The organism is Streptomyces sp. NPDC051180 (assembly GCF_040689545.1).
Lineage (GTDB): Bacteria > Actinomycetota > Actinomycetes > Streptomycetales > Streptomycetaceae > Streptomyces.
The window spans coordinates 64,341-76,131 of the sequence record NZ_JBFBBC010000019.1 but is presented as its reverse complement, the minus strand read 5'-3'; the positions used below and the strand labels follow the sequence as shown (position 1 = coordinate 76,131).

11 protein-coding genes are annotated in these 11,791 nt (G+C 73.6%); 5 read left to right on the top strand and 6 right to left on the bottom strand.

What is annotated here, in order from left to right:
• Positions 1 to 131 precede the first annotated feature (131 nt).
• Entirely contained in the window at positions 132 to 302 is a 171-nt protein-coding gene (locus tag AB0424_RS27455) for a thiazolylpeptide-type bacteriocin (protein WP_189799760.1), read from the bottom strand.
• Positions 303 to 444: 142 nt separating this feature from the next.
• A complete protein-coding gene (locus AB0424_RS27450) occupies positions 445 to 2,046 on the bottom strand; it encodes a SagB family peptide dehydrogenase (RefSeq protein ID WP_366309237.1) in 1,602 nt (533 codons plus the stop codon).
• Between the two features lie 390 nt (positions 2,047 to 2,436).
• Between AB0424_RS27450 and AB0424_RS27445 the strand changes: the two genes are divergently transcribed.
• Genes AB0424_RS27445 through AB0424_RS27430 form a run of 4 tightly spaced genes read left to right on the top strand, consistent with a single transcriptional unit; the run spans position 2,437 to position 7,606 of the window.
• Positions 2,437 to 3,897, top strand: a complete 1,461-nt coding sequence (locus AB0424_RS27445) for a multicopper oxidase domain-containing protein (protein ID WP_366309236.1) — start codon at positions 2,437 to 2,439, stop codon at positions 3,895 to 3,897.
• Positions 3,898 to 3,940: 43 nt separating this feature from the next.
• On the top strand, positions 3,941 to 5,575 hold the full coding sequence (locus tag AB0424_RS27440; RefSeq protein ID WP_366309235.1) for a fatty acid--CoA ligase family protein: 1,635 nt from the start codon (positions 3,941 to 3,943) through the stop codon (positions 5,573 to 5,575).
• Positions 5,572 to 6,519, top strand: a complete 948-nt coding sequence (locus AB0424_RS27435; protein ID WP_366309234.1) for a 2-amino-3,7-dideoxy-D-threo-hept-6-ulosonate synthase — start codon at positions 5,572 to 5,574, stop codon at positions 6,517 to 6,519. Before AB0424_RS27440 ends, AB0424_RS27435 begins: the two co-directional genes overlap by 4 nt.
• Positions 6,491 to 7,606 carry a 3-dehydroquinate synthase II family protein gene (locus AB0424_RS27430; RefSeq protein WP_366309233.1) on the top strand — a complete coding sequence of 372 codons (1,116 nt, stop codon included), beginning with the start codon at positions 6,491 to 6,493 and terminating at the stop codon, positions 7,604 to 7,606. The genes AB0424_RS27435 and AB0424_RS27430 overlap by 29 nt, the downstream gene beginning before the upstream one ends.
• A 92-nt stretch (positions 7,607 to 7,698) precedes the next feature.
• On the opposite strand, the gene AB0424_RS27425 is transcribed toward AB0424_RS27430, so the two are convergent.
• Positions 7,699 to 8,304, bottom strand: a complete 606-nt coding sequence (locus AB0424_RS27425; protein WP_366309232.1) for a response regulator transcription factor — start codon at positions 8,302 to 8,304, stop codon at positions 7,699 to 7,701.
• A gap of 50 nt (positions 8,305 to 8,354) precedes the next feature.
• Positions 8,355 to 8,897 carry a hypothetical protein gene (locus tag AB0424_RS27420; RefSeq protein WP_366309231.1) on the bottom strand — a complete coding sequence of 181 codons (543 nt, stop codon included), beginning with the start codon at positions 8,895 to 8,897 and terminating at the stop codon, positions 8,355 to 8,357.
• Between the two features lie 167 nt (positions 8,898 to 9,064).
• Between AB0424_RS27420 and AB0424_RS27415 the strand changes: the two genes are divergently transcribed.
• A complete protein-coding gene (locus AB0424_RS27415) occupies positions 9,065 to 10,048 on the top strand; it encodes a helix-turn-helix transcriptional regulator (protein ID WP_366309230.1) in 984 nt (327 codons plus the stop codon).
• 43 nt (positions 10,049 to 10,091) lie between these two features.
• On the opposite strand, the gene AB0424_RS27410 is transcribed toward AB0424_RS27415, so the two are convergent.
• Together AB0424_RS27410 and AB0424_RS27405 are read right to left on the bottom strand one after the other, a co-directional pair.
• A complete protein-coding gene (locus AB0424_RS27410; protein ID WP_366309229.1) occupies positions 10,092 to 10,349 on the bottom strand; it encodes a hypothetical protein in 258 nt (85 codons plus the stop codon).
• Between the two features lie 488 nt (positions 10,350 to 10,837).
• Positions 10,838 to 11,749, bottom strand: coding sequence for a CopD family protein (locus AB0424_RS27405; protein ID WP_366309228.1), 912 nt, complete (start codon positions 11,747 to 11,749; stop codon positions 10,838 to 10,840).
• Positions 11,750 to 11,791: the final 42 nt, after the last annotated feature.

The following is an 11,791-nucleotide window of genomic DNA, read 5'->3' as shown; positions in this document are numbered from 1 at the left end:
GGCCACGCCCTGGGCGACCTCGAGGGTCTCCAGCTCGTCGACGTTGAAGTCGTCGAACGCCTTGTCGTCGCCGTTCTTGATGTCGTCGATGCTCATGTGCGTGTTCCTTTCAGCGTTTCGGTAGGGGGGATTCAGCAGGCGGAGCAGGTGGAGGACGAGGAGGACGAGGTGCCGATCGAGCCGCTGGAGGCACCCATCTCCGGGAGGGCCACGCCCTGGGCGACCTCGAGGGTCTCCAGCTCGTCGACGTTGAAGTCGTCGAACGCCTTGTCGTCGCCGTTCTTGATGTCGTCGATGCTCATGGTGAATTCCTTTCCGAATTCTTTTCCGCAACCGTTCGGCTGCAACACCAATAATGCTGACCGACCCCCGGCCGCACCAGCCTTCGCGGGCCGGGCCTGACGTTTATCACGGCCGGAATAACTGCCGTCACGCCGAAAGGGCTCAGGAGGCGTCGGGAAGGGACCACTCGGGGCTGTTGAGCATGCGCCAGCCCGCGCCCGGCTCGCCGGCCACCGAGTCGTCCGTACGCCGGCTGCCCAGCAGGAAGTCGCCCACCGAGGACTCCTGGAGGTAGTCCAGGCCCAGGACGCGCGCGGACATGTCGGCGTCGCCGTTGCCGAGGGCGCACGGGGCGAGCCCGAGGGCCGTCGCCACCAGGTACATCGTCTGGTAGAGCACGCCCGTGTGCCGGAGCGTGGTCGCGTAGGCGATGGCGCGGTACTTCCACGACATGCGCTGGAAGCGGGCGGTGACGGTGACGAGGACGTCGGGGCGCGCCTCCATGCCGGTGGCGCGGGAGGCGACGTGGAAGAGGGACTCGCGGTCGGCCTCGTCCCCGTTGCGCAGCACGAGCCGGTGGCCGACGGGGTCGTAGTAGTAGATGCCGGGCTCCAGCCCCGCGCAGCGCCGCACCGTGACGTACAGCTCCAGTTCGTAGCCCTGGCCGCCGCTCGGGTAGGGGCGGGAGACGACCTCGTCGCGTTCGTCGCCCGGCTCCGGCGTGTAGTGGGCGCGGACGCGGGCGACCCGGTAGAGGAGTTCGCCGAGCTGGCGCGCGGTCATCTCCTGGTCCCCGTACCCCCGGATGGAGCGCCGGGTCTCGATCGCGGTGGTGAGGGAGGGGTCGTGCGCCGCGATCTCCTCGCGGGTCGGCCGGTGGAGCGGGACGGAGGGTCCCTCGGGGACGGGCCGGACTGCCGGTCGGGGCTCGATCGCGCCGCGGTGGGGGTAGACGGCGCCGAACACGTCGTCGTACCGGCCGGAGCGGATGCGCGAGTGGAAGAGGAGGTCGTGGAAGTCCCACTGGCGCAGCACGGGTTCGTCGTCGGAGGCGAAGAGGCCCCGTCCGTCGGCGAGTTCGGCGAAGCCGGCGCCGACGAGGTGGCCGAGGACGTCGCCGGTGTCCGCCGCGTCGAGCCCCGCGGCGGCGCCGAGGCGGGCCGGGGTGCCGGGTTCGCCGAGTGCGGCGGCGAGCGTGCGGGCGGCGGTGTCGGTGAGGACGGCGCGGAACTTCACGAGCGGCGACTCGACGACGAGGGCACCGTCGCGGGTGCGGCAGAAGGCGAACCGGGAGAGGCGGACGGTCGCGTCGGACGGGACGGCGACGGGCCGGTAGGCGGCGTCGCGGGCCACCGGCTCCAGGCGCAGCAGGGTCCGTCCGCCGCCCTCGCGGCCGTCGCCGCCGCGGGCGAGGACGGCGTGGGCCACCAGGTGGCGGGCGCCGCCGGCGAGCAGCCGCTCGACCTGGAGGCGTTCGGCGGGGTCGAGGCCGGCGTACAGCCCGGCCTCGGGCATCGGGCCTTCGGCGAGCCGGAGGAGGGCGGTGCGGACACCGGCGCGGACCGGCCTGACGGTGAGCGAGGTGGCCGGCCCCGCGAGGGTGGCGGCGTCCCCCTCGGGGGCGAGGAGGACCCGGACGCCGGCGGTGAACACCGGGACGGCCGGCGCGGGTCCGGCTTCGGCCGAGGCGGGTCCGGCCGCGGCGGGCGCGTCGGGTTCGCGGGCCGCTTCGGCGGGGTCGGTGCGTGTCTGCGTGGTCGGCACGGGGGCCTCCTGGGCGCGAGGATGACGGTCCGGCGCGGGGGGCCGAGCGGCCCGGACGCCGGCGGACGGGACGGCGCCGTGCGCAGGGCAGACGCCGGGCACCACCCTCGTCGCGGAGCGGCCCGGACGGACCGCCGCGGCGGAAACCGGTGACATTTCCCGGGCAGGGCGTGACGGGCGGCATTCGGCGGCGTGACGCCCGTCATCGCGGAGGCCGTTGTTCCCGTTCCCACCGGCGAAAATGACCGAGGTCACGGATCGCGTGACACATGCAAGTACCGGCGCGAACGGGCTCGGACTTCCCGTCGTTCACGCCCATGCTCGGAGAGCGAATTCACCGCCGTTCCCGCCGCTTTCGCTCCGGGAAACACTTCACGTTAGGAATCCGCCGTGTTCTCTCGCCGCCATGCGATACGACTCGGACTCACCGCCGGTGCCGTCGGCGCTGTCGGCGCGGCCGGCGGGGTCTTCCAGGGCCTCACCTCCGGAACCCCGGCGGTGGCCGCCGAGCCGCCGGCCGGCCCGCCGGCGGTCACCCCGTTCACCGTGCCGCTGCCGCGGCCGAAGGTCCTCGCCCCCTACCGGCGGACCCGGTCGGCCGACTACTACGCGATCACCATGCGCAAGGCGCGGGTGGAGATCCTGCCCGGCCTGAAGACCGAGGTCCTGACGTACGACGGCACGTTCCCCGGGCCGACGATCCGGGCCCGCAGCGGGCGCACGGCCGTCGTCCGGCAGACCAACGGCCTGTCGATGCCGACCTCGGTGCACCTGCACGGCGGGGCCAACCCGCAGGAGCAGGACGGCGGCATGATGGACGTCATCCAGCCCGGCGCGTCCCGGACGTACGTGTACGCCAACCGGCAGGTGGGCGCCACGCTGTGGACGCACGACCACGCCCACCACATGGAGTCCGAGCACGTCTACCGGGGCCTGTCCGGGCTCTACCTCCTCGGCGACGAGGCCGAGGACGCGCTCGGTCTGCCCTCCGGGCCGTACGAGGTGCCGCTGATCCTGCGGGACGCGCACTTCGACGCGGCGGGCCGGATGGTCTACACCATGGACGACGCCCTCGAACGCACCACGATCCTGGTCAACGGCGCCCCGTGGCCGCACCTGAAGGTCAAGGCGCGCAAGTACCGCTTCCGGATGGTCAACTCCTGCAACCTGCGGATCTTCGTGATGGCGCTCTCCGACGGCAGCCCCATCATCCACGTCGGCTCGGACGGCGGGCTGCTCCCGGCGCCGGCCCCCTCGCCGGTGATCGTGCTCTCCCCCGGCGAACGCGCCGACTTCGTCATCGACTTCTCGCGGTACGCGCCGGGCACCCAGGTCACCCTGTCGAACATGCTGGGCCCGGGACCGACCGAGCTCGTCGGCCAGATCATGCGCTTCGACGTCGAGGAGAGGACGGAGGACCCGAGCCGGGTCCCGGACGTCCTCGCCACGCTGCCCGCGCTGCCCACGCCGACCGTGGAGCGGAGCTTCGAGCTGCGGATGGACGAGCCGGGCACGGGCCACCTCGCGTACATCAACGAGAAGACCTTCGACCACGACCGGATCGACACCGAGATCGCCTGGGGCTCGACCGAGGTGTGGACGGTCAAGAACACCAGCACGACGGTCCCGCACAACTTCCACACGCATCTGGTGCAGTTCCGCATCCTCGAACGGGACGGAATGCCGGTCTATCCCGCGGAGGCCGGTCTCAAGGACACCGTCCTGCTCTTCCCGGGGCAGACGGCGAAACTCCAGCTGACCTTCGACACGCACCGCGGGGTCTTTCCCTATCACTGCCACATGATCGACCACAGCGCCATGGGAATGATGGCGCAGATGCGCATCAGGTAATCCCCCACCGCACCTTCCCCCCTCTTTTCGGAAAGGAGGAACCATGTACGTACGCCGCATTCTCGACGCCCTCGGAAAGGACCCCGGGCGCGTGGTGATCCACCGCGCCGACGAGGCCGTCACCGCCGGCCGGCTCGCCGGATCGGTGCGGGCCACCACGGCCCTGCTGCACTCCCGCGGCGTCCGGCCCGGTGACACCGTGGCCGTGCTGACCGGCCCCAACCGGCCGTTGATGCTCGCCGCCCGGTACGCCGTCCATCTCCTGGGCGCCACCTCCGTGTACGTACGGTCGATGAACCCGCGGACCGACACGGAGACCTTCTCGGTCGCCACCCAGGCCCGACTCCTGGAGGACCTGCGGGTGTCGGTGCTGCTCGTCGACGACGAGAGCGCCGAGCGCGGCGCGTGGCTCACCCGCCGCGTGCCGGCCGTGACCCCGCTGACCGTCCCCTGGGGAGCGGCGGAGCCGGCCGGTCCGCTGCCGGAACGGCTGCCCGAGCCGCGCCCGGAGGACCTCGCGACCGTCGAGTTCACCAGCGGGAGCACCGGCCGGCCGAAGATGGTCGCCCAGCGGTACGACACACGTGAGGAGCTCGTCGGCCGCCTCGCCCATGGCCTCGATCCCCGGGGACCCGCGACGCTGCTGTCCGTCACGCCGATCAGCCACACGACCGCGCCGATGGCCGACGCGGTGCTCGCGAGCGGCGGACGGATCGTGCTGCACGACGAGTTCGACGCCGGTGACGTCCTCGACGCCTTCGAGCGCCACGGGGTCACCGACGTCTACCTCGCCGTGCCGCACCTCTACCGGCTCCTGGACCATCCGGCCGCCCCGCGCACGGACCTGTCGTCGCTGCGCCGCATCACCTACAGCGGCACCCCGGCGGCGCCGGCGCGGGTGGCCCGGGCCGTCGAGCTCTTCGGCGACGTGCTCATCCAGGTGTACGGGACGACGGAGGCGGGCGGCATCAGCAGCCTCAACCCGCTGGACCACCGCGAGCCGGAGCTCCTCGGCTCGGCGGGCCGGCCCTTCCCCTGGGTACGGGTGGAGATCCGCGGCCCGGACGGCGGCCCGCAGGTGGAGCGGGGCGTGACGGGCGAGATCTGGATCAGCTCGCCCACCGTCACGGCCGGCTACCTCGGCGACGAGGAACGCACCGGGACGGTCTTCCGCGACGGCTGGCTGTGCACCGGCGATTTGGGGCACTGGGACCGGTACGGCTATCTGCGCCTGGACGGCCGGGTCGGCGACGTGATCAAGCACGGCGGTCTGAAGCTGGACCCGGCCGCCATCGAGGAGGCGCTGATGCGCCATCCGCAGGTGCGCCAGGCCACGGTGTTCGGGGTCCGCGACCGCGACTGGGTGGAGCAGGTGCACGCGGCCGTGGAGCTGTACTCGGGCGCCGGGGGAACCTCCTGCGACCTGCGGGGGTTCGTGGCGGCCTCGCTGACCCCGGAGCACACGCCGGTGCGGGTCTCGGTCTGGCCCCGGCTGCCGCTCACCCCCTCGGGCAAGCCGGACCGCGCCTATCTGCGCTCCGTCTCGCCACCGGACCCCGCCGGCCCGGCCCTCAGCTCCCCGCGCGGAGCCACCGCGCGGGCCGACCCCGTCCGCTCGCGCGGCGCGGGTCACCAGCCCGATCACGCCACCTCGCGAACCAGAAAGGGCGTTCCATGACCGGTTTCGGCCACTTCGCCCGGTCGCTGCGGCTTCGGCGGCTCTACCGCCACAGCACGGCCGGCCTGATGATCACCCCACTCGACCACTCGATCCACGACGGTCCCGTGGTGCCCAAGGGCACGACGCTCGACCAGCTCGCCGCCCGGATCGCGGCCGGCGGCTCGGACGCCGTCGTCGTGCACAAGGGCAGTGTCCGGCACATCAGCCCGGAGCGGTTCGCCGCGATGTCGCTGATCATCCACCTCAACGCGAGCACCAGCCAGGCGCTCGACCCCAACGCCAAGTACGTCGTCGCCGGTGTCGAGGAGGCCCTGCGCCTCGGCGCGGACGCGGTCAGCGTCCACGTCAACCTCGGTTCCGACGACGAGCGGCAGCAGATCGGCGACCTCGGCCGGATCGCCGACGCCTGCGACCGCTGGAACCTGCCGCTGCTCGCCATGGTGTACCCGCGCGGGCCGCGGATCAGCGACCCGCGGGACCCGGCGGTCGTCGCGCACGCCGTGACGATCGCCGCGGACCTGGGGGCGGACCTGGTCAAGACCGTCTTCCTCGGCTCCACCGCGGAGATGCTCGACCTGACCGCCGCCTGCCCCGTCCCGGTGCTCGTCGCCGGCGGGCCCGCCCTGGAGAAGGAGGAGGACGTCCTGGCCTACGTCAGGGACGCCATCGCCGGAGGGGCGGGCGGGGTGGCCATGGGCCGCAACATCTTCCAGGCCAAGGACCCGCGCGCGCTGGCGGCCAAGGTCGCCCGGATCGTGCACCACTTCCCCGAACAGCACTTCACGACCGGCCCGTTCAGCGAGGCGGACCGGGGGGAGCGGCTTCACAGCGAACGCCTCACCCCCGACCACCTCGACGCTTCACCGATCGACGACCCGAACCTCGACACCCATCTGACAGGAGGTCCGCATCATGACGGACGTCAAACTGTGCTGGCTTGACATCCGCGAGGCCGGCGCCGCCACCGCCGCCGTTCTCGAGGAGGCCCTGCACCAGAAGATCGACGGCATCGTCGCCGGCGACCCGGCGGTCTTCGAGGGCCTGCCGCCCACCGTCCGCAAGGTCCTGCTCTTCGAGGACGGCGCCGGGGCCGTCCCCGCCGACCTGGGCGCCGCCGACGTGGTCGTCGTGCCCGGCCCCCGCGACGCCCGCGCCGAGCTGGAGGCGGCCCACCCGGACGTGCAGTTCGGCCGGTACGTGGAGATCGTCGACGCCGACACCCTGGAGGACGCGTGCCTGGCCGCGCGCCTGGAGGCGTGGAGCGTCCTCGACTTCCGCGACCCGACGAAGATCCCGCTGGAGATCGTCATCGCGGCGGCGTCCGGCGCGCCCGGTTCCATCGTGACGACCGCCGCCGACACCGAGGAGGCCGAGATCCTCTACGGCGTCCTGGAGCACGGCTCGGACGGCGTCCTCATGCGGGGCCGCGCGGTCGGCGACGCCACGGCGCTGCGGACCGCGGCGACCGCGCACGGCGGGGAGATCTCCCTCGTCGAGCTCACGGTCACCGCGACCACGCACATCGGGATGGGCGAGCGGGCGTGCGTGGACACCACGACGCACTTCCGCAAGGACGAGGGCATCCTCGTCGGTTCGCACTCCAAGGGCATGGTCCTGTGCGTCAGCGAGACCCACCCGCTGCCGTACATGCCGACCCGTCCGTTCCGCGTCAACGCGGGTGCGCTGCACTCGTACACCGTGGGCCAGAACGGCCGGACGCACTACCTGAGCGAACTGCACGCCGGCAGCTCCGTGCTCGCGGTCGACGTGGACGGCCGCACCCGGCCGGTCAGCGTGGGCCGGGTCAAGATCGAGACCCGTCCGCTCATCTCCATCGACGCGGTCGCGCCCAGCGGGCAGACGGTCAACCTGATCCTCCAGGACGACTGGCACGTCCGGGTCCTCGGTCCGGGCGCCTCGGTGCTCAACAGCACCGAGCTCAAGCCGGGTGACCGCATCCTGGGTCACCTGCCGACGGCCGACCGCCACGTGGGCTACCCGATCAACGAGTTCTGCCTGGAGAAGTAGCAGCGCCCTTCTCCGACGCCTTGTGAAGCCCCGCCCCGGCACGCCTCGTGCCGGGGCCGGCGCGCGTCCGGACCCCGCGGCCGCGGTCGCGCTCACAGCAGTCCGCATTCGGCGGCGATGCGGGCGGCGTCGAACCGGTTGCGCCCGCCGAGCTTCTTGATCGCCGCCGAGGTCAGGTTCCGCACGGTCCCCGCCGCGAGGTAGAGCTCGCCCGCGATCTCCTTGACCGTCGCCCCGCCGGCCGTCAGCCGCAGCACGTCCGTCTCGCGGACGCTCAGCACGGCCTCGCCCGACGCCGGGGTCCGCAGCAGCCCCGGGTCGACCGTGAGGCAGCCCCCCGCCACCCCCACGAGCGTGGTGATCAGCTGCGGAAGCCGGGCCGTCTTCGGCACGACGCCGAGCGCACCGGCGGCCACCGCCCGGTCCACCACGGACGGCGTGGCCGAGCCGACCATGAGGGCGACCCCGCAGGTCGGGTGGTGCGACCGGACCTGGGTCGCGGCGTGCAGCGCCTTGCCGCCCATGGTGCTCTCGCCGAGCAGCAGGACGGTCGGCCGGTGGCGCTGTACGGCGGGCAGCACCGCCTCGAAGGTCGTGGCGAGCCCCACGACGTCCAGGCCGTTGGTGCCGTTCAGTGTCTCGGCGAATGCCTCCAGGACCAGTTGGTGGTCCCCGGCCACGACGACGCGAATGGACATGTCTCTCCCCCGTGATGACTTCTGTGGCGGCGGCCCTCACGGGCCGCCGGTCAGCGGCTGGGCGCCCGTGCCGCGTCGGCGGCCAGCGCGGTGACGACCGACCGGACCCAGACGCGGTCCCCGGCGGTGGCGCTCGTCCCCGGACCGACCGGCGACGGTCCGCCGCCCGTCGGGGCGTACTCGACGTGGCGGGCACCGGCCGGCAGGGCGGCGGCGAGGGCCGCCGACAGGGCGCGGAAGGCGCGGACGAGGGCCTCGTCGGCGCCCGGCGGCGGCAGGACGACGACGGCGGCGGCCGGCGGGCCGACGTCGGAGGCGATCTGGCCGGGCAGCCGGGCCGCCTCGTCCGGGTCGCCGACGTCGATCCGGTACGGCAGGGCGAGCAGACCGCGGTCGGCGAGCGCCTTGCACAGGAAGGCCGCGTTGGTGGCGGCGTCGTCCCCGCGGTCCGGGTGGCCTGCGCCGACGACGGCGACGATCGCCCCGGCCGCGCACAGCCGGGCCGCGAGGTCCCGGCCGAGGCCCGTCGTGGCGTCGACGACGAGGACGACGAGGCCGTCGAGGCTCGGCGGCGGGGATCCGGTTGGGACCACGGGAACGCCTTTCGATGAGAACGTCCAGCAGGTAGCGTGCTGATCATGTAATGGGGTGATTCGGGTGGCTCCGGCCAGGGGACGGGGGCACCTGTGCTCCGTTCCGGGACCGCGACGGGGCAGCCCGGGACGCCGCACCACCGTGGTACGAAGGGGGACGACACCACGTGGACGAGGTCTCATCGCTCGATCAGCACACGCTCGGCGTCTATCGCACGATCCTGTTCCACAAGGAGCTCGATCCGGAGAAGCTGGCCGCCCTCCTCGACTCCACGACGGAGCGGGTGGAGGAGGCGCTCGATCTCCTGACCCGGCTGTCCCTGCTCGCCCCCTCCCGGGACACCCCGGGCCGGATGCGGGCGGTGAACCCCTCGCTCGGGCTGAAGGTGCTCCTCCAGCGGGAGGAGCGCGAGCTCGCCTCGCGGCAGCAGCGCATCGAGCAGAACCGCGCGGCGCTGGCCGCGCTGGCCGCCGAGTACACGGCGTCGGGCCGGTCGGGCGGTCTGGACGGGGCGGAGCACCTCGACAACGTCGACGACATCCGCACCCGGCTGGAGGCCCTGGCCGAGTCCTGTACGCACGAGTCGCTCGCCTTCCACCCCGGCAAGGCCCTCACCGAGGAGTCCGTGCTCGCCGGCCGCCCGCTGAACGAGCGGGCGATGGAGCGCGGCGTGCGGTTCCGGACCATCTACCTGGACAGCGTCGGAGGTGACCGGGTCACCCGGGCGCACGCCCAGTGGATGGCGGAGCACGGCAGCGAGATCCGTTCCTCGCCGACGCTCCCGATGCGACTGCTCATCGTGGACACGACGGCCGCCGTGGTGGCCGGGCTGCCGGGTCAGGCCCAGCCGTCCGCGCTGCTCTTCAGCAGCCAGCCGGTGGTCATGGCCATGCGCGCCCTCTTCGAGGCGTACTGGGAGCACGCCTCCCCGCTCGACGGCCCCGGGGACGCCCTGCCGGGCGGACTCACCCCGCAGGAGCGCAAGCTCCTCCAGCTCCTGGCGAGCGGTCTCACCGACGAGGCGGTGGCCCGTGCGCTGGGCATCGGGGTGCGCACGGAGCGCCGTATCGTCGCCGACCTGATGGAGCGGCTGGGGGCGTCGAGCCGGTTCGAGGCGGGGGTGCAGGCGACCCGCCGGGAGTGGATCTGAAGCGGTACCGCCGCGGGCGACGCGAGGGTGAGCTGCATGACGGTCAGTCCCGGGGGGCGGTCGGCCAGACGAAGTCGTCCGGGATCTGGGTGACGCAGGGCAGGCCCGGCAGGGTCGGGACGCAGGGGAAGGGGAACTCCGGGCGGGGCGGCGTCGGCCAGACGAAGTCGTCCTTGCCCTGGGTGACGCCCTGGTGCCCGGCGGGGGCGGCCTGGGCCGGCGAGGCCCACAGCAGTCCGCCGAGGACGGCGGCGGCGACGGTGGCGAGGACACTGCCGGCACGGCGGGAGCGACAGGACATGTGGGTCTCCATTCCTTGGTACGGGACGGCGTACGGGCGAATCAGGAGGTCCTTCGCGGCCCGGGCTTTTTCAGCCGTTCCGGCCGCACACCCAGAGGAAATCACCACGGGGGGCCGCCTGTCCGCTTCCGGACAGGCCAGGAAGCTGCCTGGCAGCGACCTGCCTCGGGACCTGCGGAAAAACCGGAGGGGCTCTCCGAGCGGACCCTTCTCTTCCGGCCAAAAGGCCAGGTGGGAGGCGGGGCCGCCACGGGCCCGCCGGAGGCCCTCCCTCGACTCGGATCCGGCCAGCGGGCCTCCGGTGCAGAAAACTGCCACGGCCTGCCGCGCGCCGTGGACGCGCCCGGCGTACGCCGGGTGTCCTCCCGGCGCACCCACGGCGAACCGGAGGACCGGCCGGGGCCGGCTCGCGGTCCGGTCGCCCACCGCTCGCGTCTCGGTCGAGCCGCGGTCGAGCAGCCGTCGGGCCGGGCCCGCGCCGCGGTGGGTCAGGGCAGGAGGAGGCCCCGGGGGTCGGGCACCACGGTGAGGAGCGCCGAGACGACCACGATCGCGCCGAGGACGGCCGCCTCCACGCGCGCGGGTGCCAGGGCGTTCCCGCCGGACCCCATGCGCCCCCGGGCGGCGAGCGCCAGCAGGCTCGCCCCGCCGAACAGCACCAGCTTCACCAGCAGGAGCCGGCCGTAGGCGGTGGTCAGGACCGCGTCCGGCGGCAGTCGGCGGAGCGTCGAGGCGGTGCCGGTCACGACGAGGGCGGCGTACACCCAGGCGGCCGTCCGGGCGTACCGGACGAGGACGTCCCGCCCACCGCCCCGCAGCCGCAGGGTGCGCAGCACGTGGAGGAGCGTGCCCGTCCAGAGCGAGGCCGCCGTGAGGTGGACGACGGTCAGACCGGTCCCGAGGGCCTGCTGGTACGTCTCGGGGTGGGCGCGCAGCGCCTCGGCCCCGACGGCGACCGCGAGCGGCAGGACGGCCAGGGCCGGGCGGCGGGAGGCGGCGCAGAAGGCGGCGAGGGCGAAGGCGTTGGCGGTGACGAGCAGCAGGCGGCCCTCGCGCAGCCCGTACACGACGGTGAGGCTCAGCCCGCTGACGGCGGAGAAGAGCAGCAGGAGCGCGGCGGAGGCGGCCGCGGCGAGCAGCGCGGCGGGCACGGCCAGGCCGCGGGGCAGGGGTCCCTCGCCGGCGATCCGGCGGCCGGCGAGTTCGCCGACGTGGAGGGCGAGGCCGGTGAGGACGAGGAGCCGCAGGACCGAGGTGGCGCCGTCCGCGGGAATCCGCAGTTCGCCGGTGCCCGTCTGCGCGAGACCGGCGCCCAGCAGGGCGACGGCGAGGACGGCGACCGCGGCGGCGACCACCGCCGCCGGACGGCTCGGGGTGCCGGGGGGTCCGGGAGGCGTCACCGGTCGATCGTCACCGAGCCCCGGACGGGCGGCAACTCAGCG

Coding starts and splice junctions, on each gene's coding strand:
- AB0424_RS27435 (WP_366309234.1), top strand. CDS start 5,572: ATGACCGGTTTCGGCCACTTCGCCCGGTCGCTGCGGCTTCGGCGGCTC.
- AB0424_RS27430 (WP_366309233.1), top strand. CDS start 6,491: ATGACGGACGTCAAACTGTGCTGGCTTGACATCCGCGAGGCCGGCGCC.
- AB0424_RS27425 (WP_366309232.1), bottom strand. CDS start 8,304: ATGTCCATTCGCGTCGTCGTGGCCGGGGACCACCAACTGGTCCTGGAG.
- AB0424_RS27410 (WP_366309229.1), bottom strand. CDS start 10,349: ATGTCCTGTCGCTCCCGCCGTGCCGGCAGTGTCCTCGCCACCGTCGCC.
- AB0424_RS27455 (WP_189799760.1), bottom strand. CDS start 302: ATGAGCATCGACGACATCAAGAACGGCGACGACAAGGCGTTCGACGAC.
- AB0424_RS27440 (WP_366309235.1), top strand. CDS start 3,941: ATGTACGTACGCCGCATTCTCGACGCCCTCGGAAAGGACCCCGGGCGC.